The sequence below is a fragment of the Lactiplantibacillus mudanjiangensis genome (assembly GCF_005405385.1).
In the GTDB taxonomy this organism is placed as follows: domain Bacteria; phylum Bacillota; class Bacilli; order Lactobacillales; family Lactobacillaceae; genus Lactiplantibacillus; species Lactiplantibacillus mudanjiangensis.
Genome location: NZ_BJDY01000003.1, coordinates 388426 through 409989 on the forward strand (window position 1 = coordinate 388426; position 21564 = coordinate 409989).

A 21564-nucleotide genomic window follows, 5' to 3' on the forward strand; every position below is an offset into this window, starting at 1 on the left:
ATGACTATACTTATTGTTCGATACGACCAACCGATACCCTCAAATGCTATTTGTACCAACAAATTATGGGCTAGACCAGATTATGAGAATTCGCTTAAAAAAGGTGCGAAAAAATTTTTGGATTCTTCAAACTAAATTAAAAACGCTTGAGCAATTGCCCAAGCGTTTTAGGTGATACGACTTGATCTTATTTGTTGAAACGTGCGCTCACAACCTGCGCCTTCCGCTTAGCTACGAAACACGACGGATTGAAACTCACAATCAGCCGTGTTTCTAGGCTATGCTCAGTCACAACCCGGCTGTGAGCCCACTCTACTAATTATAATAACTAGCAGCCATTTGACGCATCATTTTCTTAAAGCGGCGTTTTCGGAACCAACCAAGTAAGGCAGCACCAATCCGGTTATTCGCCTGGGTGCGAGCGTCTTTACCGAGCATCGTTTCCGCATAAGTGAGTTGGGTTTCATGATCAGCGTTTTTGATGAACTGGTAATCGACACCGTAATGATCACGGGGCGTTTCGAGTTCATAAGCGTAACGTTGGCCAGGTTCGGCGTGGGTGATCGTTAGATGACCTTCCATGCCGTTAGCCCACTTTTTGGTGTAACGGTAGCCGGCTAAGCCTTGCTTAGGGGCTGGTTTCCCAGTTTGTTGTTGAATATCGACACGAGCTGAGCCAATCAATTGCTGGTAAAGATAATCTACAGGTGCATTTAAGGTTAAGCTAATCTGCATGTTTTTGGCTCCTTTCCAAGTGGACAACGCGCCGATAGACCCCAAAGAGCGCAGCACAGCCCACTAATCCTAATCCGAGCGTGACCCACTGACCAGTGGTGCCCGCCAACGGACTCAAAACGACGGCTAATAAGGTAAGGTTCATCCCGATAAGTAAACTCTGCTTTAAGGTTTTCATACGTTAATTAAGCTCCAATCGAATCTGGTTTAATCTTGTTTGCGGCTTTAACAAATGGAATGTAAATCGCAAAGGCAATTAAGCCGTTGACAACTTGCAAGACAACTGAACGCCAGTCCATTGTGGCAACTAAGGCATTCATGATAGGTGGCATTGACCAAACAATGTTGTTGGTAATTGGTGAAACTAAGCCGGCAGAAATTGCACCGTAGGCAATAGAAACGGTTACAACTGGTGCTAAAATAAATGGAATAAAGTAAATTGGATCTAAGACGATTGGTAACCCAAACATAACAGGTTCGTTGATGTTGAAGAAGCCAGGTCCAATAGCTAATTTGGCCACTGAACGTTGATCGTCTCGTTTACTGAACATTAAAATGGCAATTAATAAGAGTAATGTTGAACCGGCACCACCGATCCAAGCATATAAGTCAAAACAGTTCCGAGTCCAAAGATATGGTAAAGCCTTGTGTGCTTGGAAAGCATTGACGTTGGCTAATTGAGCAGTCAACCAAATCCCATCCAAGATTGGGGCTAAGACGTTGGAACCGTGAATCCCAAAGAACCAGAAAACTTGAACTAAGAGGGTCATCAATAAGACGGCGCCATAACCTTGGCTCATGCTTAAAAGTGGTTCTTGGATCACTTTAGCGATCCATTCGATAACGGTCGTTTGACCAAAGTTGCTGACAAGCCAGTTGATAATCCCAACAACGTAGAAGGCAGCGGCGGCTGGAATAACCCCGGTGAAGGCGTTTGCAACAGCCGGTGGCACTGAGTCAGGCATTTTAATCGTAATGTGTTTCTTCATTAAGAAAATATAGCAAGTGCTGGCAATGGCGCCTAAAATCATGACGGTAAAGAACCCGTAGGAACCAAAGTAAGTATTAAAGTTAAAATAACCCCAAGCAGTGACTTTTTTGCCAGCCACAGCCATGCCTGAATCCGTTAAGATTTTAGTAGCGCCGGCACTGAGGCTTTTCGTCAAGGTGCCAGTGAAGCTTTGTGGCAAGCTCATGATGAACGTCCCTAAAGTGACGATCCCACCAGTGACTGGTTCAACTTTGTATTGAATTGCTAATTGGTAGCCAAAAGTGAATGAGAAGATTAACCCTAAGATGGCTAACGTCCCGGTCCAAACCATGGCATTGATCCCAATCAGCCATTGCATTGAGTTAACAAAGCCCATCCAACCAAATTTTGTTGGAATATCGCGGACTAAGGCATTTAAAACCGTGGCAATTGACCCAGCCATCATGGCTGGCATCATTGCAATAAAGGCGTCCCGTAATGCGACTAACCAACGAACGGCGCCGATTTTAGCGGCGACTGGTACTAAGTGTTTATTGAGCCATTCAATAAATGAATTCATGATACCCTCACTCCTAATGATTTAAATTCGTTGTCGATCAATTTCCCCTGATCGACTCCCGTACTAGTTTTGTAGGTCGATGTTTTCCGTGTGGTAATACAGTTCTAAATCTGGATAAACGAAGTAGGTTTGTGAAAAGTTAAAAACACTTCCGTTAGCCAAATAGTTAATGCCGTCTAAACACAACGTTTTATCACCGACCGGTTCATTCATCAACTGCGCCCGCGTCGCAGTCAAGCGAACTTGATGCACGTAGTTTTCCGTTGTACTCCCGTAAATATCATAAGCTTCCCGTAAAAAAGCGAAGATTGAATGCTTAACCCCATCTTCGGATAAAAATGGCACGATTGCTTTCGGGAAATAAGATTCTTCCAAACTATATAAACGATCTTTGAGGTAACGTAATCGGATAACGCGATGTAACTCGGTGCTAACTTCAATATTGCCTTGGTTGGCCAGTCTTTCATCGGCTAAGATCTTATCAAAAGTGACAATCTTTGACGTTAGTGGTCCCCCTTCGACCATGGCGGCTTGATCGAAACCAATGGATAAGTTCAGAATCGTCCCGGAGTTTTCGGGTTGCTTAATAATAAAGTACCCACTACCTTGGACGCGCCGAAGTAGGCCATGGCGAAAGACGACATCGATCGCTTTGCGAATTGTACTGCGACTGGCATCAAATCGGACCATTAATGCTTTTTCGGTCGGTAGCTTGGTCACGTATTCGTCTGCCATTATTGATTTAATAATCGCTTGCGCAATTGTATGATACATGTTCACACCTCCTAACTTTTCAAAATTGGTACGCACCTATAAAATTTGTGGCCACCATTAGGATAGCATAATTTTTATGAAAGCGCTTCAAGATAACGAAATTTATACCAAAGAATTTATAAGTTAATACAAGGCCGGCCGGCTGGGGTTATGAAGAAGTCGACCGGTTAAAATCGGGCGAGAAAGTTGTCATTTAGCTGTTTAAACTGATTACCTCAGTGAGTTTTTAGCATTTTTTGACGATTTTAGCTTGCCTTCGAGCAACTCGAAGGTCGTAAACTAACGCTATTGATTTTAAAACAAGGGGGCCATTGAAATGGCAATTTTACAAATTTTAGCAGTCGTACTCGTGGCAACAGGACTCTTAACACTAGTTGGCGACCCAACTCAATCACGGGTTAAGCATCCGAAGCGCGGATCAAATGTTTGACCGGACCTAGTGGTTTAGGCTTACACTAATCATGTAAATTTGAAATGAATTAAGGAGTGATTAGATGGCAACGATTAATGCGGCGAATGCCGGGACGTATGCTTTTGATGAGAACTTTAAGGTAAATCGTTTGGGCTATGGGACGATGCAATTAACGGGTCCTGGGACTTGGGGCCCTTACGCTGATCCGGCTAATGGGGTTAAAGTGATCCAAAAGGCATTGGACTATGGAGTGAACTTCTTTGATACGGCCGATTCTTATGGCCCATGGTTTGCGGATCGTTACTTAGCTGCTGGACTAAAAGATGCGGCCAATCGCAATCAAATTTTTATTTCTGATAAAGTGGGTCAAACGCGGCAAGGGCCTAACATTTGGACGCCGCATGGTGAACCACATTATTTGCGGCAACAAGTGGAAGTATCGATGATGACGTTAGGAATCGATCACGAAGACTTGGTCTTTTTGCATCGAATTGATGATCATTTTTCAATTGAGGACCAAGTAGGGGAACTCAAACAACTACAAACTGAAGGTAAGATTAAGCACATCGGATTGAGCCAAGTGTCGGTTGAACAAATCAAGGCGGCGCAAAAGGTGGCTAACATCGATGCGATTGAGAATCTATATAACGTGGCTAACCACCAAGATGATGATGTGTTGGACTACGCTGCTGATCAAGGGATGGCGTTCTTGCCATGGTTCCCATTAGCTACTGGCAAACTAGCTGAAGCAGGTGGTGCGCTGAGTGCGATGGCGCAAAAGTATCAAGTCAGTCCAGCTCAAATTGCGTTAGCTTGGTTACTCAAACGGTCACCAAATGTGTTACCAATTCCTGGTACTAGTTCGGTTGATCATTTGGCAGATAACGTTGCGGCGGCCAATGTCCAACTCTCAACGGCTGATTTTAATGAACTCAGTCAATTGAGTGCTAAATAAACTGATGAACGAGTTTGGGATAAAACCCAGATTCGTTTTTAATTTGATTTGGCATTTGGTGGCAATTTCACGTAAAATAGATAACTATCGAATTGAGAAAGAGGATTGAGTGTCTATGAGTACCCGAATTAAGAGTGACAACCCAACCGTTTATTTAGCCGGCCCTTGGTTTACGGAAGGCCAGCCTGAACGGTTAGCGAAGATTGAACAATTGATGGACGAGTTGAAAATGACGTACTATAGTCCTCGACTAGATGGGATTGACTTAACGCCAGACGCCACCGATGCCGATCGGAACGCGGTTTTTGCGGATAATGTTGACCATTTAAAAGCGGCTAAGTTAGTTGTTGCCGTGATTGATGGTTTTGATACCGGCACTATCTGGGAAACCGGGACGGCCTATGGCTTGGATATTCCAGTCGCTTATTACTTGGAAACTTTGGGTGATGGGACATTTAACGTGATGCTAGCTAAATCAGGCAAGGCCACGATTCAAAATATGGCTGACTTAAAGACCTTCTTACAAGATCCCACGAGTGATGACTTCCAATATACGGGCGCGATTCGCTAAAAAAATAAACGGTTAGCCACAATGGGCTAGCCGTTTATTTTTTTACTTTGAAATTATGCACAAGCTTAGGAAAAACGAGACGATCAGCTGTTGCGATCAAAATGCCGTTCATCAAGAAAGAGTAAAATGTCCCGACATTCACAGCCAAGACTTGATGGGTGATGGTGAACGTGATAATCATGATGATGATTGGTGGCACAAAGTCAATCAACTGTGAGGCCGTGGCGTTACCTTTCAAATACATAAATCGCAAGATATTGGTCGTATCATCGTTAGGATGCATGAAGATGTTGGCTCGTTGATAAATGGAGATTGCGACACAAAAAGTTGAGACGCCGACCATCGACAAAATCATGCGAATAACCCAAGGTAGTTGCGACACGCCTAGCATGGTGAAGCCAGCCGTAAATAGATCGACAAAATAGCTAAAACAAAGGACGAACAAGACTTCCCCAATAAATCGTGGAAGATCCAGTCGGCGAATGAGCAATTGATTGGTAATGGCATTGACTAGACCGATCAAAAAGAGCAGTAAGCCGACATCTAACCCAAAGGCCGCGTGCATATTTACGGCCGAAGCGGTCCAGATACCACTACCAAAGTTTGAGGTGATCGATAAGGCGTTTCCACAAGCATTGAGTACTAAACTAAAAATTAAGGCGGCAATTCGAGCGATCATTGAATTGCCTGATTGCGTTGGTGTTGACAAAAAAATAGCCCCCTATAAATGATTCGGAGGCTATCATAACGCGCCAGTCTTAGTAAAATCAATGCTAAAACCGGCATTTTAGCTAAATTAATTAACAAAGTGCTAAGTTGTTTAAAGGGGTTTTAAGCTTCGGGGTAATCGAAGGTCTTTGCTAGCCATGCGCTCTGTTTTCGTTTAAGTTGAAGAAGTCTTGAAGGAAAACGGCAATTCCGTCTTGATCGTTAGCTAGGGTGACATCAGTGGCAGCTTGTTTGAGTGCAAGGTTGGCGTTACCCATGGCGACGCTATGATCGGCCAACTTAAACATACCAAGATCGTCTAAAGTACTGCCGAAAACAATGGTGTGTGCTCGATCGATGCCAGTGACCCGTTGAATCGCGGCTAAAGCAGTGGCCCGGTCAATATGAGCGGGGACAACTTCTAAATGGTGATCAGCACTAGTTAGATTCAAGTTTGTCAGATCAACTAAAAGTTGACGGACTAAAGCAAGGTTCGTTGGTTCACCGTAAACAATTGCGTTGGTGATGTGATCACCTAGGTTGGTTAAAAATTCGGGTCCAATCAACGGCATTGTACTGAGTTCCGCCGGTAAGTTCATATGAGCTTGCGTCGCGGCAGCTTCGTAAGGTACTTTGTCACCGGTGTAATAGATACGATTGGTTTCAAAGAAGTAGACACGACAATGGTTACTCAAGGTGATTTGGTAAATCGTTTTGAGTTGTTTGTTGGTTAAATGTGCGTTGACCAAGTTGTTGCCTTGTTCGTAAGTTGCACCATCTGCGGCAATGACTTTAACCGCTGGATCAATATTATTAGCGGCTTGACGGGCTAATGGTAACATCCGGCCACTAACGAGATAGACCTGATGTCCTTGGGCGATGACTTGTTTGAGCGTTTGGTGCGTGTTGGGTGTCAGCATGGTATGGTTGACCATCAAGGCGCCATCGACATCCGAACAAATTAAATATGTCATTAAACTGGCCTCCTAAGATAAATCTATTATACGCGTCTTTGCCGTGCGAGCGCACTTTTTAGACATATTTCGTTGGTAAAAATTAATCAACGAATAAGTCGATATTATGAAAATTGTTAGTTGATTTCAGTTCAAACTAGACAATCAGTATCCAAGTTGTATAATATATCTGTAAGCGTTAACAAATCCTAATTTTTGGGGGCGTTATTTATGGTTAAAAGTAAAGCAATTATGATTGGTGCTGGGCTATCTAATATGGCCGCAGCGGTATATTTGATTCAAGATGGGCATTGGGACGGTAAGGATATTACCTTCTATGGTGTCGATATGCATGGGGCTAATGATGGTGGATCAACCACGGACTTTAGCAACGAGTATTGGAACAAGAATCACCCAATGGAAAACACGACCGGTTATGTCGCTCGTGGTGGTCGGATGTTAAACTATCGGACCTACGTTGATTTAATGGACTTGCTTGATCGGATTCCATCCGTGACTGAACCTGGGATGACTGCAGCCGAAGATACCCGTGATTTTGATGCCAAGCATCGGACCTTTGATAAAGCACGGTTATTGCAAGGTGGTAAAGGCATTATTAATGCCAGCAAGATGGGCTTTAATAACAAAGACCGCGCCTTAATGACCAAGTTAATTATGATGCCTGATAGTGAAGAAGAGAAGCTCGACAATGTTACGATTGCCGAATACTTCGCTGACGATCCGCACATGTTCCAGACCAACTTCTGGTACATGTGGGAAACCACATTCGCGTTCCGGACACAAAGCTCCGCACAAGAACTACGGCGTTACATGCATCAAATGATTTATGAATTTACGCAAATTGAACATTTGGTTGGGGTTAACCGGACCCGTTACAACCAATTTGAAAGTATGATTGAACCATTGATCAAGTACTTACAAGGTCAAAATGTGACCTTCATTAGTAACAAGATCGTGGAAGATTGGAAATTTAAAGACACGGCGATGCAAGATGAAATCACCGTTACTGGTTTAGTTGTCAAAGATGTTGACACTGGTGAAGTTGAAAATGTCGAAGTCGATGATGATACCGGTGTGATCTTTACCAATGGGTCAATTACTGATTCGGCAACCATGGGTGATTACAATACCCCCGCACCTGAAAATATGGAATATGGGGTTAGTGCTTCACTTTGGAAGAAAGCCACGGAACGGTTCTATAACTTAGGGACACCAGATAAGTTCTTTGACGATCGGAATGCCAGTGAATGGGTCAGCTTCACGTTGACGACCAAGGATCATTTATTCTTAAATGAAATTGTTCGGATTACCACTCAAGAACCCGGCAATGCCTTGAATTCCTTCTTATCAACGACGCCAATTACGCCATTGAATCAAAAGGATATCAATATGTCGATTGTGGTTCATCATCAACCACATTTCACCACTCAAAATCCTAATGAAACCGTGCTTTGGGGCTACTTCCTCTATCCACGGCGTAAGGGTGAATTCATCCACAAACCATATATTGAAATGACTGGGAAAGAAATGGCCCAAGAACTGATTGGTCAATTATCAAAGGTTGATCCAGGTCCTGGTAATATCAAGGATAAAGAAAAGGAAATTCTTGATAGCATTATCAACAATATTCCAGTTTACATGCCATACGCATCAGCCTTGTTCAACAACCGGGCCAAGAGCGATCGGCCAGAAGTCTTACCAAAGCATTCCACCAACTTAGCCTTCACTGGTGAATTTGCGGAACAACCTTATCAGATGATCTTCACGGAACAAAGTGCGGTTCGTTCTGGTGAGATTGCAGCTTATCACTTTGCCGGTGTCCCAATGGATAACTTAGTTAAGACACCACGTTATGACAAGGATCCAAAGACCTTGTTGAAAGCTACTAAGAAGTTATTTGAATAAAATGTACGAACAAAAGCATCGTCAATCGAATGAGATTGACGATGCTTTTTTAATTGGTATTAATGGGATAACTAGCTATTTATCAGCTAAAGCCCCTTTAGTCATTTCACTGGCTTTGACCCAACCAGCGTATTGACCGGCGCCATTCTTTAAATGCAAGTAGGTGACGGTTTTAGCGCCCTTTTTGCCAGTGGTTAATTCGATCTTCTTAGTACTGATGTAGGTCTTCTTTGTTGAAAGCTTCGTCTTAGATTTTTCGACGGTTGCTTTAGCCCGATCAGCGGCGAAGGTGATCTTGTACTTGTCTCCGGCTTTGGTAGCGTGATAGGCCGTCTTCTTAGTCGAAGTGGCTTTCTTCAACGTATACGTTGTTCCTTTAGCCTTAGTCGTGATCTTAGCCTTGTAGGTTGATGCCCCTTTGGTTAATTGGCTGGCTTTAACCCAGCCAGCGTACTTGCCTTCGTTGTTCTTTAAATGCAAGTAGGTGACGGTTTTGGCACCTTTTTTACCAGTGGTTAATTCGATCTTCTTGGCACTGGTATAGGTTTTTTTAGTGGAAAGTTTAGTTTTAGACTTTTCAACGGTCGCTTTAGCCCGGTCAGCGGCAAACAAGATCTTATACTTGTCACCAGTTTTCTTGGCATGATAAGCCGTCTTCTTAGTAGAGATGGCTTTCTTCAACGTATAAGTGGTCGAGGTGGCTTTCTTAGCAGTAGCCGCGTTGGCCACCAAAGTGGTGCTTGCCGATAATGGTGCAACGGCCAATGGTAAAGCTAATGCTGCGGTTGCGAATAAGACATTAAGTTTTTTCATAAATAAAATCCCCCTTAAATGTAGATATACCTTTTCGTTGAAACAAATACAGTTTAGCACCTTAATTTTATCAAGACAATCATTTCATTGAATAAACTGCCTATTGAAACGGAGATTGTGAGTTAAAGAAATTAGGATAATTAACAATAAGTTGGGGGCGCTTTTGATTGACAATGCGTAAAAATATATAAACTTACGATTAGCAGTGGTGTACAAGCGGAAGCATTATCGACCTTGTCGATAACGGTTTTATGCTATGCTATGAGAGCTAGTTTTAAATGAAAGGAGGGGTTGGATGCCAAAGCCAACAACCTTAATTACCCCTGCTGAAAATCGATTTTTTCGATTAAGTGAACATGCTCGGCGACAAACCACGTTAAATCAAATTAGCCGATTATTAAATGAGCACGTCACTGTTAAGGCAGATAGTGACTTTTTACCATCAACGGTACGAAACCTGATCGTTCATGACCATGGCGACTGGTTGAGTGCGTGTAGCCAAGAATGGCAATTGTTAGCTAGTTTGCCTTATGTCGTCAATCAGAGTGCTGACCGCCAAGCGTGGCATCACTGTGAACTGTGTCATAAGCCAGTGCGATATGAATATCATGTTCAAAACAAACAGAATCATCGCGAATTAATTGTGGGTTCGGAATGTGTGAAGAAGTTTATGAACGCGGAAACGCGCTTCTTGATGGTGATCACCACGGAGGACAACTTTTATGCGGTGGCTCAGTATCAACGACTAACGGCAAAAGCGCCAACGGTTCCGAACATTATGTTTACGAAGCCGTTATTGCCACAATTACCAAGTCAGTGGCAACCACAAGTGCGTGAGGTCCAAACCCACACGCAGACGACAGTGACGACCTACTTGCGTCGACGTACGAGCCAATTGCCATTAACCGAACTCAAACCAAGTTTAACGACCTACGATCAACTAGTGGATCGCGAAAAGCAAACCATTGCGGATTGCATCGCAGCAACTAAAGCCCAAGTGGAACAGGCGCATGAGCAGGCGCAACAAGCGGCTCAAACTGCCGCAGTAACGGCAGAACACGCGTTGCGCACGAGTGCGACCTATCGACGTTACTTGAGTCAATTGGCACATGTCATTGTACGACGACCTGATCGCCAAGTGGCTCGTGATGAATTCAGCAAACTGAACGCCCCACAAACTGGTCGGGCGTTACTGAATGCGTATCAATTTGGCATTATTGTCGCCGAATACGCGCAGACTGGTCAAATTCAAGTGCGCCGATTAGCGATGCTAAAACGCGACTTTGTGGCTGATTTGAATCAGATGACCCAAACGTTAGATCAACAGCAGACGACGCGATTTTATGATGATGTCTTCAATAGTTGCTGGGGTTGGGACTATCATCAAACCAGCACGCAATTGGCCGATTGGCAACGCTTGTTAGGCACTCGTTGGGCCAGGCAACTCAACTTGACTGATTTTCAAGCCCTAGCAGCGTTGACATCGGTTGAGGCGATTCAACAATGGTTGTCGCAACATGCCGCTAAAGCTTTGGCGGCAGCATTAAATAAGCGTTTAGCCGCGCAACCAGAATTCACGCCAGTTCCACGCACACGCTTGACGCGACGGGAACTGCGGACATTTTGTGATCGTGAGTTAGCGGCCAGTGTGACGGCGGCGGCTTTAACGGCGACGTTTGATCGGTATTATCAACTCAAACCTAGCCAACAAGCACTGTATCATGAAACGTTGACTTACTATTATGTCGCCAAGCAAAGTGATGCTGATCACCAGGCGGCTTTGACACAACTACAATGGTTATTAAAAGGTTAAATGTAAGTATTTCTGCAATGCCGGGTTTTGATTATCGGCCCGCCACAATTCGATTAACTGGTAGTTTTGATTGGCGCCAGCTAACGGGACTAACTTGATCTGTTGGCGTGGATTTAACAAAGGATCATAAATGTCGGCTGGATAAAACGCCACGGCTTGATCTAAGGCGACTAACAGCTCCATTTGTTCCACACTAGTAACGCGTTGAATCTGATCAGGAGCTAGATCGGGATTGCGTTGACTAAAGCTTTGCTGTAAGTAGGCCGAGTTTTCAGCACTATAATAAAGAATTTTAGTATCCGCTAAGTCGCGTGCCGCAATGGTGGGCTGTTGACTGAGCGGATTTTGTGCACTCAAGCCTAAAACCATTTGTCGTTTGGCGACGGTCTTGATGTTGAGTTGGTTGTCAGGAATGAGGGCTTGTGGCCCATAACTAATGATGAACGCCAAATCGAGTTCACCATTTAAAACACTCTGATGAAGATGTTCAATACTGGCTTGGCGAAAGATCAAGTTAATGGCTGGATGAGCGTGCTTGAACGTTTGAAACCGGTCTTGCATAAGCTGGCTTTCAAAAATGGAGAAGTAACCAATACTTAAGACCTCTTGGGTGTCACGACTTAATGTTTGAATCTCGCGTAATGCTTCACTGAATTGATTAGTCATCGTTTGACTAGCCGTATAGAAAAAATGACCGGCCTGCGTTAGGGTAATCCGGTTCGCCTGACGTTTGAATAGTGCAACACCTAATGCCATCTCTAGTGTACCGATCTTTTTAGAAACCGCGCGTTGAGAAAGTAAATGGTGTTCAGCGACCTTTTTAAAACTACCGGACTCAACAACTTCTAAAAAGAGTTGGATTAAGTCAATGTTCATACAGTACCTCCGATTTAGGCGAACGTTTAACTTCGCCTCTAGAAGTATTTTACCGGTTTCAAAAATAAATGACAGGGTTACAATGATCTTGAGAAAATAATCACAAAATAGAAAGCGACGTGATTGGGTATGAAATTTATCGGATTAGTTGGCACTAATGCCAGCAAATCGTACAATCGTCAATTGTTACAGTTTATGCAACGCCATTTTAAAACCGAAGCGACTATTGAAGTTCGTGAAATTAAAGATTTACCTTTATTCAATGAAGATGCTCTCAGTAATCCACCAGCCAGCGTTTTGGATTTAAATGACGCGATTAAAGCGGCCGATGGGGTCATTTTAGCAACACCGGAATACGATCATGCGATTCCAGCAGCGTTAAAGAGTGTGATTGAATGGTTATCATGTGTCGATCACCCATTCCAAAATAAGCCGATCATGATTGTCGGTGCATCTTTGGGCGCTCAAGGGACGTCACGAGCCCAGATTCAATTGCGTGAAACGTTAGATGCGCCTGGAATTGGCGGTTACGTCTTACCGGGTAACGAATTTCTATTGAGTCACGCGACGACCGCTTTCGATGACAATGGGTGGTTGAAGGATACCAAGACGGTGGCCTTTTTGGAAGAATGTTTCGCGCATTTTTCAGCTTATACTGACATGATCAATGCTAAGTTTTCACCTAAAACAACCAGTACCTCACAACTTAAGTGGAGTGCCAGTTACGATGTGATCGTCTTAGGATTTGGCGCCGCTGGGGCTAGTGCTGCGCGGTTTGCCGCCGATAATCATGCCAAGACCTTGCTTGTTGATGCGGCACCAAACGGTCACGAAGGTGGCAATGTGCGTTATGCCGGACAAGTCGTGGCGACAGGGACTGATTATGACCAACTATTAGCTTATTATCGTGCGATGCTTGGCACGACCAAGTTGGACGAAGATTTATTACAGACGTATGTTCATGGCATGGTCAACATGCGTGATTACTTCAAGGATTATTTGGATGTTAAGGAACCGGTTAGTTATAACGATACCTATAAATATGGGCCTAAGACTGGGCCTTCGGATGCGTTGGCGCCAGAATATCCAGAACTACCAGGGGCTAAGGCATTTGATTTGACCTTGGTTCACGAAGGCTTCTTTGATGCGGCGCTTTGGAAGAACTTACGGCAACACGTTTTGGATCGTTCTGATCAGATCGATGTTTGGCTAGATTCACCTGCTGAAAAATTGATTCAAGATCCAGAAACGAAGGCCATTCTAGGGGTTCAAATCAAACGGCATGGTGTTAGTGTAAATATTCGTGCTCGTAACGGGGTCGTCATGAGTATGGGTGGTTTTGAAACCAATAATCAGTATATCCAAGACTACCTAGGTGCGCCACATCTGGCCCCAATTGGCAGTTTATATAACCGTGGTGACGGGATTCGGATGGCTGAAGAAGTTGGCGCCGACTTGTGGCACATGCACAGCTACGAAGGCTTAGGCATCCTCGCTGGGATGACTTTTGCACCGAAACCGGGTGAACGCGGCAAGTTAATCTTGGCCCCATGGCCTGACTTATATACCGGATCAATCTTAGTTGCCGGTGATGATGGCAGTCGTTACTTCCGTGAAGACGAACCAAATCGGCATGGTCGGTTATATGATCATGGCACTTGGCGGATTCCAACGGCGCAAGATCATGCTTACTTAATCTTTGACCAAGCGCAATATGAGCAATTTAAAGCGGCTGATAATCCCGATGATAGCTTCTTAGATCAATTGGTTAAGGCTGATACCTTGGCTGATTTGGCTGCAGCAACCGATTTGCAACCAACTATCTTAATGAAGACAGTTCAAGATTTCAATCAATTTGCTGAAAATGGTGAAGACTTTAGTCAACATCGGGCACCAGAAACGATGCGGGCATTTGATGATGGTCCATACTACGCGGCACGCCTAGAAGCGGGGATGTTAAATACGCAAGGTGGGCCACGTCGCAATGCTAAAGCCGAAATCTTGGATGTCCATGCGCAACCCATTCCACATCTTTATGGTGCAGGTGAATTGGGCGGCGCTAATGCCAATCAATATGCCGGTGGGAGCAACTTAGCCGAATGCTTGATCTTTGGGAAGATTGCCGGTGAAAATGCCGCACAACAAACCCCATTGGCTGCAACAGCACCTGTTGATGGCCCGGCTGAAGCGACCGTTGATCTTGGTGGCAATGATGTTGTTGAAGCTGATGCTTTAGCTAACATTACGGTGGGTCCTAATCAATATTTAGGGGTTAGTGAAGCCGGAATTGGTGGTCAAGTGGTTGTGCGGATCACGTATACCGATGCAACATTACAAAATGTTGAAATTGTTCAACAGAGTGAAAGCGAAGATGTTGGTCAAGCGGCGGTTGAGCAATTACCAGCAGCCATGGTTCAAGCGAATAGCGCTGATGTCGACAGTATTTCAGGTGCTTCCGCTTCTAGTCGCGCCATTAAGAGTGCGGTTAAGAATGCGTTGAGTAAAGTTAAAACGACGGTTCAATAAAAAAGCGTGTGAAAGTAGCGGCACTCTGGTTTTAACCGGGGTGCCGCTACTTTTTTCATAGTAATGGTAATAGCTTCGTCATCGTCAACTGCACTAATTGTGTTAAAACCGCACTGTGATGGTGGGCTGGATACGTGATACCCATATCCAGGGCCACTTGATTGGTTGGAATGGGATAAATTCGAATTTGATCAGGATGGTTTTTTAGCGCTGTTTTGGAGGTGTCCCAACCGGTGACCATGCTCCCTAGTTGCGCGGTTGCCAATGCCAGAGCAATGCGTGAGTCTGGCACTTCTAGACGATTAATGACGGTAATGCCATTGTCTTGGAAGTAATGATCAACGACTTCTTGAAAACGTGATGGGGCGGCGATACGAATAAACGGTTGATTCGTAAGGGCAGCTAATGGTTGTTCAGCTTGTGGCTGAATGTCACTATTGGCGGGAACAACCAGGGCCAGTTTTAGGCGGCCAAGTGGTTGAAAAGCAAGTCGATGGTCATAGATCGCTTTACCGATAAACACATCGATTTTCCCCGTGGGTAATCGTTGCTCGGCCTCACTCGTGGTCAGTTCTTGAATATTGAGATGCAACTGTGGAAATTGGGCATATAACGCCGGTAAAATCTCTGGCAACCAAAGGGCGGCTAACGGCTGATTAATGGCCAAAGTTAAGGAACCAGCAGCATGGTTCGTTAGTTGTTTGAGTTCTTGTTGCATTGCGGTTTGAAGCTGATGCTGGGCTTGTAAATAGGTTAAAACGCGTTGGCCAGCATAAGTGAGGGTGAGCGGTTGATGATCACGAGTCACTAAAACCACGTTCAGCTCATTTTCAGCGCGGCGGACGGTTTGACTAATATAAGGTTGAGTGACGAATAAACTTTGTGCGGCTTTAGTCATGTTGCCAGTAGTGGCAATCGCGGCTAAGAAGTCACCGAGTCGTTGATCCATGGTTAAGGCTCCTTAATAACTCACGTTAATTTGTGGCGGTTTAATTAATAATAAATTTATTATCATCATACCAGTCGAAAGTAATTTTACAACCTTGGTAAGCGATTGCATAATAGAGGCGACCCTTTGATTGTGATTCTTAACACAATTAATTTAAGGAGGATGATACAGATGGTTGATGTTGAAAAGATTAAATGGGACGCCACTTATGACACAGTGGTTTTAGGCTTTGGTGGTGCCGGGGCAACCGCCGCACGGTTTGCTGCTGATGCAGGAGCTAAAGTTTTACTAACTGATGTCGCGCCAAATGGTCATGAAGGTGGGAATACCCGTTATTCCGCGCAATTAATCGGGACTGGTGATAACTTTGATGAACTAAAAACGTATTATCAAAATTTAACAGCGCCGATGCAATTGGATGAAACCATGGTGAATACTTATGTTAAAGGCATGGCAAATATGCGGCAATATGTCCGCGATTATTTGGATGTTGAGCCATTCAGTTTTAAAAAGAATTTTGATTTGGACTCAACTGATGTCAATATTAAGGATGCGATTTTTGAATATCCAGAGTATGATGGCGTGAAAAGTTATGACTTTACGACTGTCCACGGCGGGTTCTTCGATGCGGCATTGTGGAAGATTTTACGGCAAAAGGTCGTTGATCGATCCGACAAGATCGATGTCTGGTTGGAAGCACCAGCTAAACATCTTATTCAAGATCCGATTACTAAAGCGGTAGTCGGTGTGCAAATTGAGCGTCATGAAAAACGGGTCAATGTCCGGGCCTTAAATGGCGTTGTCATGGCGATGGGTGGTTTTGAAAACAACCCTGAACAAGTTCAAGACTACTTAGGTGCTGCACGCTTAGCGCCATTAGGGACGCTCTATAATCGTGGTGACGGGATTCGGATGGCTGAAGAAGTCGGGGCTGATTTGTGGCACATGCAGAACTATGAAGCGCTAGGGATGTTACATGGCTTAGCCTTTGATGTACCCGCCGGTGAACGGGCCCGTTTGATTGTCAATGCTTGGCCAGAACTGTCACACGGCAGCATTATCACAGTTGGTGATGACGGCAGCCGGTATTTCAAAGAAGACGAACAAAATCGTCATGGTCATATTTACGATCATGGGACTTGGCGAGTACCTCGGACGAATGTCCATCCTTATCTGGTGTTTGATCAGGCCCAATTGGATCGCTTCAATCAAGCTGAAAACTTGCCATATGCGGATTTTCTAAAGACGTTGCTAAAGGCAGACACCTTAGCTGATTTAGCCACTCAAATGGGTGCTGATGGGGAGATCTTAACGCAAACAATCACTGATTTTAATACGTTTGCTGCTCAAGGACGTGATTATGCTTATGGTCGTCAAGCCGATAGTATGACAGCCTTTGGTGATGGACCATATTATGCGGCTGCATTAACGCATGATATCTTGAATACCCAAGGTGGTCCTCGGCGTAATGCCCAAGCTGAAATTCTCGATAGTGATCAACGGCCAATCCCACACTTGTATGGTGCCGGTGAACTCGGTGGGATTTGTGCGAACCAATATCAGGGTGGTGGTAACTTAGCCGAATGCTTGATCTTTGGGAAGATTGCTGGTGAAAATGCGGCTAAACCTAAGGCCGATTCACCACAAGCCATGGTCAATGACGCGACCACCTCGGCCAGTCAAAAAACAACGACTTTAGGTGGCGATAATTTAGCTGCCGCAGACGATTTAAGCACGATTGAGCTTGGGTCTAATCAATATTTAGGAACTAGTGCCAATGGCATTGGTGGTCAAATTGTGGTACGAATCACCTATGCTAATGACAAGCTACAACAAGTTGAGGTTGTCCGGCAAAGTGAAAGTGCCGATGTCGGTCAAGCAGCGTTAGATGAATTGCCAGCTCAGATGGTACAAGCTAATAGTGCCGATGTTGATGTGGTTTCTGGCGCCTCGACCACGAGTCGAGCATTGAAGTCAGCCGTTCAAGATGCGCTTAGTAAGGTGACTGCTTAATTGTGAACGTAAAAAGAACCACCCGCAAAATTAATTGCGGGTGGTTCTTTTGTCCTATGTGTCAAAATGTTTCACGTGAAACTTAACTAAGCGTCACCTAACATTTTTTCAGCAGTCTTTAAGACGTTTTCACCATTCATCATGCCATAATCGCTCATGTTAATGATGTCCATTGGAATACCGACTTTATCGGTCTTCTTCTTAACATCGTTAGCCATGTAACGAATTTGTGGTCCGAGTAACAAAACGTCTGGTTTTTCATCAGAAGCTAATTGATGGTCGATGTCAGCTGAAGAAGTGGCGAAGATCTTGTAATCAACACCGTCGGCTTTAGCGGCAGCTTGCATCTTTGAAACGAGTAGTGAGGTTGACATGCCGGCTGAACAAGCCAACATAATAATTTTTTCAGCCATAATCAATTCATCCTTTCAAACAAAACGAGTAACTATTAAGCTTTTTCAGCAGCAGCATTTCCAGCAGCGGCTTCGGCAGCAGCTTTAGCATCTTCTTGGCCCTTCAAGATCCGGTCATACTTCTTAGCAAATGGGAAGTAGATTGCAGTTGACATAACCAAGGTAAGTGTTTGCCAGATTGCCATCTTCCAACCACCAATAAGGAAACCAGAGATAATCGCTGGTGTCGTCCAAGGCGCAGCAACCCCGTTCAATGGTGGGATAATTCCGAAGTAGATAACCAAGTAGGTTGATAAGGCAACCAAAACAGGGGTTAAGAAGAATGGAATTGCCAAGAATGGGTTCATAACTAATGGCAAACCGAACAAGAATGGTTCGTTAATGTTAAACAAAGCAGGGACTAATTCAATCTTCCCAATAGTCTTCAATTGGACAGAACGCGCGGCGAAGACCGTAAAGATAACTAACCCAATGGTAATCCCAGAACCAGTTAAGTTAATGAAGTTGTTGTAGAATTCGTTGGTAACAATGTGGGCACCTTGAGCAACAGTCAATTTGCCTGCTTTATATAAAGCGGCGTTATCGGCAGTGTTAGGAATTAATAACCCACTGGTGATGGCACCCATGATTAACCCACCATGGACCCCAAAGAACCAGAAGAATGGAACTAAGAATGCGATAACTAAGGCACCACCAAGTGAATCAGATAATCCTTGCAATGGTGTTTGTAACATTGTATAGATTAATTGCAATAAGTCGGTGTTACCAAAGGCACTGAAAGCAGCGTAAAGTAACATTGAAACGGTGATAATAACCCCAGCAGGGATCATAGCGGTAAATTGACCAGCAACACTAGCTGGGACTTGTTCTGGTAAAGTAATCTTCCAACCGGCACGGATCATTGCAGAATATGCCCAACCAACTAAGATACCAATAATGATCGCAGCAACCATCCCTTGACCACCAAGCCAAGTTAAGTTGATAACGCCGCTAACAGGAGTGGTTAGGAATCCTTGCAATGCTTTTGGTAATTTGTCGATGTTTTGACTAACGGCAGTCCCTGACATCACAACATTGCCGGCAGCATTGGTGATCCCGGTACCAGCTTTGCCCATCGCACCAGCTAATGGGCTGGCGATGTTAAGCGTTTGCAAAAGTAAGAAAGTGGCTAATGAAGTTAACCCAGCAGGGAGGGCTTCATAACCTTCGTTGCGGACGTACACATAAGCAATCCCAACCGCGGCCCAAACTGACATAATCGCGAACGTAGCGGTGTAAGCTTGGTTAAAGAATGCTGACCAACCAGAAGCTTTTAAGATCGCGGCAAGCGCTGGAATTGGGATATTTGACAAAATCAAGAATACGGAACCGATAATGATAAATGGTAAGGCGTAAACCATCCCATCTTGTAAGGCTTTGACCGGTTTCGTGTTAACGAATTTCATGACCGGTGGCAAAATTTTATCGTTAATGAATTTACTAAAAGCACTGTTACTGCTATTGCTATTTTCCATTACAATTCATCTCCATTTTTTGCTAAAACTGACTTAAGCCAGTAATAGGACTTCTTTGGGACACGTTGCATGTCCTTTAAATCATGGTTACTGCGATTGACATAGACGACCCCGTAACGTTTTTCAATGTCGGCGTGTGAACTTGGGATATCAATGAGCCCCCAGCCCAAGTAACCCAAGACTTTTGCACCGTCTAAAAACATCGCGTCTTTCATCGCTGAGATGTGTTCTTCATGATATTGGATGCGCAAGTCATCTTCAATCATATTTTGACCATCCCAATGTTCTTCCAAGCCGATCCCATTTTCAATTGGGAAGACTGGAACCTCATAGCGGTTGTACAGATCAGTGATCATATTACGGAATCCAAGTGGATCAATCGTCCAGCCCCACTTGTTGGCTTTAAGGAAGCGGTTTGACTCCATGCCATAATCCAAATAATGATTAGGTGCCGTTCCCGCAGGAACCTTATCGGCATTGATCGTCGTTGTACGATAATAGCTGAATGCTAAGAAGTCTGCGTGCATGTTCGCAATAATATCATCATCGCCAGCCTGATGGTCATAATCAATATCGTTGTTCTTGATATAGGTTAGAACTTCATGGGCGTAATGACCGTGAACAAACGCATCGTTCAAATTATTATTTAAAAATTGATCTAATTGTCGAGCGGCGAAAACATCATTTGGTTTAGACGTGGCTGGGTAGACTGGTGTGTAGGCAATCATCCCACCGAATTTCACATCATCGTAGTCGGCATGAACAAATGCATCAAGTTGTGCGTGAGCCAACATGGTATGATGGAAAATGGTGTAGAGATCGTTTAGTGACCGGTCGCCATGGTCATAACCTGAAATGTTGAAAACTTCATTCGTAAAATACAAATTGTGTTCGTTGAACGTGATCCAATATTTGACCCGATCAGCGAAGTGTTCAATCATCTTTTTCCCAAAACGGACAAATGCATCAACAGTATGTCGTGACATGAATCCGTTTTCTTTTTGGGCTAGCGCTAATGGCATATCGAAATGGTACAAGCAGATCATTGGCGTAATCCCACGTTTGAGCATCCCATCAACTAAGCGGTCGTAAAAGTCGATCCCAGCTTGGTTGAAGTCACCATCGCCATCGGGAACCACTCGTGACCAAGAGATTTGAATTCGATACATGTTCATGTGCATCGATTGCATTAAGTCTAAATCCTCGTCATAGCGGTGATATTCATCAATGGCATCATGCCAATCCGCAGTGTGCTCAGTGGCTGGGCGCACATCATAAACTGATTTGCCCTTACCATCAATATTCCAGGCGCCTTCAGTTTGCATACTCGAAACTGAGTTACCCCAGAAAAAATCTTTGGGCATTCTACGTGAAAGGTCCATAATTTCCTCCAATCTAATCATGTTTTTCAGGAAGCGCTTTCCTTAACACCTTTGTAGTATAAACTCAATCGGTATTAAAAACAATCCTTTTGATTAAATTTGTATAGTCTTTTAGATAATTCAAAATATAAATTCAGTTATATCAAGGGTTTTGAACGATCCTAAAATGCAAAAAAATTAGTACCAACCGGATTGGTTGGTACTAATTTAACCAGTAAATCATTAGTGGTCTTAGTTTTTAGGCCGGTTATTTTTGGCTTTTATGAGCTAAATAATAAGCGCCCCATTCAGCCAATTGACCTTTGGAAATAGCTTTGGCATACCCTGTTTCCAATAACTTTTCAAAGGTTGCCGTGAACTGTTTGGTCGTTTCTTGAGCCAAAATACGGGCTTCTTCTTGATTAGAGACTTTGGAAAAATCAACGTTAATTTCTGGTTTGAAATTAGCTAGGGTTTTGATCGCTGCTGAATAAATAACGGCATCTTGATCGAGCTTTAGCGAATGGACTTCCATGCTTTTCACCTCATTAAATGATCGAATTGTAGGTTTATTATACCGACTTCGTGATCGTTGGGAAAATAATCAGTTTTGAAATGAAATTAAACATTCATTTAAAAAGTATATACAAATTATTCACTTTGTTAACGAAATGGGTTAAACTATGTGACAAGATGTTATTG

At 43.9% G+C, this 21564-nt stretch carries 19 protein-coding genes; 6 read left to right on the top strand and 13 right to left on the bottom strand.

What is annotated here, in order from left to right:
• Window positions 1–315 precede the first annotated feature (315 nt).
• The 4 genes from FFM84_RS06615 to FFM84_RS06630 form a co-directional block, all read right to left on the bottom strand.
• On the bottom strand, window positions 316–735 hold the full coding sequence (locus FFM84_RS06615) for a DUF3284 domain-containing protein (protein ID WP_130844402.1): 420 nt from the start codon (window positions 733–735) through the stop codon (window positions 316–318).
• On the bottom strand, window positions 725–913 hold the full coding sequence (locus FFM84_RS06620; RefSeq protein WP_130844401.1) for a hypothetical protein: 189 nt from the start codon (window positions 911–913) through the stop codon (window positions 725–727). Before FFM84_RS06620 ends, FFM84_RS06615 begins: the two co-directional genes overlap by 11 nt.
• Before the next feature lie 7 nt (window positions 914–920).
• Window positions 921–2285, bottom strand: a complete 1365-nt coding sequence (locus FFM84_RS06625; RefSeq protein WP_130844400.1) for a PTS sugar transporter subunit IIC — start codon at window positions 2283–2285, stop codon at window positions 921–923.
• A 63-nt stretch (window positions 2286–2348) separates the two neighbouring features.
• On the bottom strand, window positions 2349–3059 hold the full coding sequence (locus FFM84_RS06630) for a GntR family transcriptional regulator (protein WP_130844399.1): 711 nt from the start codon (window positions 3057–3059) through the stop codon (window positions 2349–2351).
• Window positions 3060–3553: 494 nt separating this feature from the next.
• Between FFM84_RS06630 and FFM84_RS06635 the strand changes: the two genes are divergently transcribed.
• A complete protein-coding gene (locus tag FFM84_RS06635) occupies window positions 3554–4426 on the top strand; it encodes an aldo/keto reductase (protein ID WP_130844398.1) in 873 nt (290 codons plus the stop codon).
• Between the two features lie 115 nt (window positions 4427–4541).
• Window positions 4542–4997, top strand: a complete 456-nt coding sequence (locus FFM84_RS06640) for a nucleoside 2-deoxyribosyltransferase (RefSeq protein WP_130844397.1) — start codon at window positions 4542–4544, stop codon at window positions 4995–4997.
• A 34-nt stretch (window positions 4998–5031) separates the two neighbouring features.
• Here FFM84_RS06640 and FFM84_RS06645 read toward each other — a convergent pair whose 3' ends face one another.
• Window positions 5032–5676, bottom strand: a complete 645-nt coding sequence (locus FFM84_RS06645; protein WP_165444472.1) for a DUF6198 family protein — start codon at window positions 5674–5676, stop codon at window positions 5032–5034.
• Window positions 5677–5857: 181 nt separating this feature from the next.
• Window positions 5858–6679, bottom strand: a complete 822-nt coding sequence (locus tag FFM84_RS06650; protein WP_130844396.1) for an HAD-IIB family hydrolase — start codon at window positions 6677–6679, stop codon at window positions 5858–5860.
• Window positions 6680–6889: 210 nt separating this feature from the next.
• Here FFM84_RS06650 and FFM84_RS06655 point away from each other — a divergent pair, with 210 nt between their 5' ends.
• Window positions 6890–8584 carry an oleate hydratase gene (locus tag FFM84_RS06655; RefSeq protein ID WP_130844395.1) on the top strand — a complete coding sequence of 565 codons (1695 nt, stop codon included), beginning with the start codon at window positions 6890–6892 and terminating at the stop codon, window positions 8582–8584.
• 75 nt (window positions 8585–8659) lie between these two features.
• Here the strand turns inward: FFM84_RS06655 and FFM84_RS06660 are convergent, their stop codons facing one another.
• Window positions 8660–9397: a hypothetical protein gene (locus tag FFM84_RS06660; RefSeq protein WP_130844394.1), complete on the bottom strand. Its 738-nt coding sequence runs from the start codon at window positions 9395–9397 to the stop codon at window positions 8660–8662.
• Window positions 9398–9692: 295 nt separating this feature from the next.
• On the opposite strand from FFM84_RS06660, the gene FFM84_RS06665 reads away from it, so the two are divergent.
• Complete coding sequence (locus FFM84_RS06665) at window positions 9693–11210, top strand: hypothetical protein (RefSeq protein ID WP_130844393.1); 1518 nt, start codon at window positions 9693–9695, stop codon at window positions 11208–11210.
• On the opposite strand, the gene FFM84_RS06670 is transcribed toward FFM84_RS06665, so the two are convergent.
• Window positions 11199–12086, bottom strand: coding sequence for a LysR family transcriptional regulator (locus FFM84_RS06670; protein ID WP_130844392.1), 888 nt, complete (start codon window positions 12084–12086; stop codon window positions 11199–11201). The two genes, FFM84_RS06665 and FFM84_RS06670, sit on opposite strands and share 12 nt — an antisense overlap.
• A gap of 129 nt (window positions 12087–12215) precedes the next feature.
• Between FFM84_RS06670 and FFM84_RS06675 the strand changes: the two genes are divergently transcribed.
• Window positions 12216–14612 carry an NAD(P)H-dependent oxidoreductase gene (locus FFM84_RS06675; protein WP_165444470.1) on the top strand — a complete coding sequence of 799 codons (2397 nt, stop codon included), beginning with the start codon at window positions 12216–12218 and terminating at the stop codon, window positions 14610–14612.
• A gap of 55 nt (window positions 14613–14667) precedes the next feature.
• Here FFM84_RS06675 and FFM84_RS06680 read toward each other — a convergent pair whose 3' ends face one another.
• Window positions 14668–15561 (bottom strand): LysR family transcriptional regulator, encoded by an 894-nt coding sequence (locus tag FFM84_RS06680; protein WP_130844390.1) that lies wholly within the window; start codon window positions 15559–15561, stop codon window positions 14668–14670.
• A 162-nt stretch (window positions 15562–15723) separates the two neighbouring features.
• Here FFM84_RS06680 and FFM84_RS06685 point away from each other — a divergent pair, with 162 nt between their 5' ends.
• A complete protein-coding gene (locus FFM84_RS06685; protein WP_130844389.1) occupies window positions 15724–17574 on the top strand; it encodes an FAD-binding protein in 1851 nt (616 codons plus the stop codon).
• A gap of 86 nt (window positions 17575–17660) precedes the next feature.
• Here the strand turns inward: FFM84_RS06685 and FFM84_RS06690 are convergent, their stop codons facing one another.
• From FFM84_RS06690 to FFM84_RS06705, 4 genes are all read right to left on the bottom strand, one after another.
• Entirely contained in the window at window positions 17661–17987 is a 327-nt protein-coding gene (locus tag FFM84_RS06690) for a PTS sugar transporter subunit IIB (RefSeq protein WP_130844388.1), read from the bottom strand.
• Window positions 17988–18022: 35 nt separating this feature from the next.
• Window positions 18023–19501 (bottom strand): PTS sugar transporter subunit IIC, encoded by a 1479-nt coding sequence (locus tag FFM84_RS06695; protein ID WP_130844387.1) that lies wholly within the window; start codon window positions 19499–19501, stop codon window positions 18023–18025.
• Window positions 19501–20883, bottom strand: a complete 1383-nt coding sequence (locus FFM84_RS06700; RefSeq protein WP_130844386.1) for a glycoside hydrolase family 1 protein — start codon at window positions 20881–20883, stop codon at window positions 19501–19503. Before FFM84_RS06700 ends, FFM84_RS06695 begins: the two co-directional genes overlap by 1 nt.
• Before the next feature lie 247 nt (window positions 20884–21130).
• Window positions 21131–21397 carry a hypothetical protein gene (locus tag FFM84_RS06705; protein ID WP_130844385.1) on the bottom strand — a complete coding sequence of 89 codons (267 nt, stop codon included), beginning with the start codon at window positions 21395–21397 and terminating at the stop codon, window positions 21131–21133.
• Between the last annotated feature and the right edge of the window lie 167 nt (window positions 21398–21564).

Coding starts and splice junctions, on each gene's coding strand:
- FFM84_RS06615 (WP_130844402.1), bottom strand. CDS start 735: ATGCAGATTAGCTTAACCTTAAATGCACCTGTAGATTATCTTTACCAG.
- FFM84_RS06620 (WP_130844401.1), bottom strand. CDS start 913: ATGAAAACCTTAAAGCAGAGTTTACTTATCGGGATGAACCTTACCTTA.
- FFM84_RS06625 (WP_130844400.1), bottom strand. CDS start 2,285: ATGAATTCATTTATTGAATGGCTCAATAAACACTTAGTACCAGTCGCC.
- FFM84_RS06630 (WP_130844399.1), bottom strand. CDS start 3,059: ATGTATCATACAATTGCGCAAGCGATTATTAAATCAATAATGGCAGAC.
- FFM84_RS06635 (WP_130844398.1), top strand. CDS start 3,554: ATGGCAACGATTAATGCGGCGAATGCCGGGACGTATGCTTTTGATGAG.
- FFM84_RS06640 (WP_130844397.1), top strand. CDS start 4,542: ATGAGTACCCGAATTAAGAGTGACAACCCAACCGTTTATTTAGCCGGC.
- FFM84_RS06645 (WP_165444472.1), bottom strand. CDS start 5,676: ATGATCGCTCGAATTGCCGCCTTAATTTTTAGTTTAGTACTCAATGCT.
- FFM84_RS06650 (WP_130844396.1), bottom strand. CDS start 6,679: ATGACATATTTAATTTGTTCGGATGTCGATGGCGCCTTGATGGTCAAC.
- FFM84_RS06655 (WP_130844395.1), top strand. CDS start 6,890: ATGGTTAAAAGTAAAGCAATTATGATTGGTGCTGGGCTATCTAATATG.
- FFM84_RS06660 (WP_130844394.1), bottom strand. CDS start 9,397: ATGAAAAAACTTAATGTCTTATTCGCAACCGCAGCATTAGCTTTACCA.
- FFM84_RS06665 (WP_130844393.1), top strand. CDS start 9,693: ATGCCAAAGCCAACAACCTTAATTACCCCTGCTGAAAATCGATTTTTT.
- FFM84_RS06670 (WP_130844392.1), bottom strand. CDS start 12,086: ATGAACATTGACTTAATCCAACTCTTTTTAGAAGTTGTTGAGTCCGGT.
- FFM84_RS06675 (WP_165444470.1), top strand. CDS start 12,216: ATGAAATTTATCGGATTAGTTGGCACTAATGCCAGCAAATCGTACAAT.
- FFM84_RS06680 (WP_130844390.1), bottom strand. CDS start 15,561: ATGGATCAACGACTCGGTGACTTCTTAGCCGCGATTGCCACTACTGGC.
- FFM84_RS06685 (WP_130844389.1), top strand. CDS start 15,724: ATGATACAGATGGTTGATGTTGAAAAGATTAAATGGGACGCCACTTAT.
- FFM84_RS06690 (WP_130844388.1), bottom strand. CDS start 17,987: ATGGCTGAAAAAATTATTATGTTGGCTTGTTCAGCCGGCATGTCAACC.
- FFM84_RS06695 (WP_130844387.1), bottom strand. CDS start 19,501: ATGGAAAATAGCAATAGCAGTAACAGTGCTTTTAGTAAATTCATTAAC.
- FFM84_RS06700 (WP_130844386.1), bottom strand. CDS start 20,883: ATGGACCTTTCACGTAGAATGCCCAAAGATTTTTTCTGGGGTAACTCA.
- FFM84_RS06705 (WP_130844385.1), bottom strand. CDS start 21,397: ATGGAAGTCCATTCGCTAAAGCTCGATCAAGATGCCGTTATTTATTCA.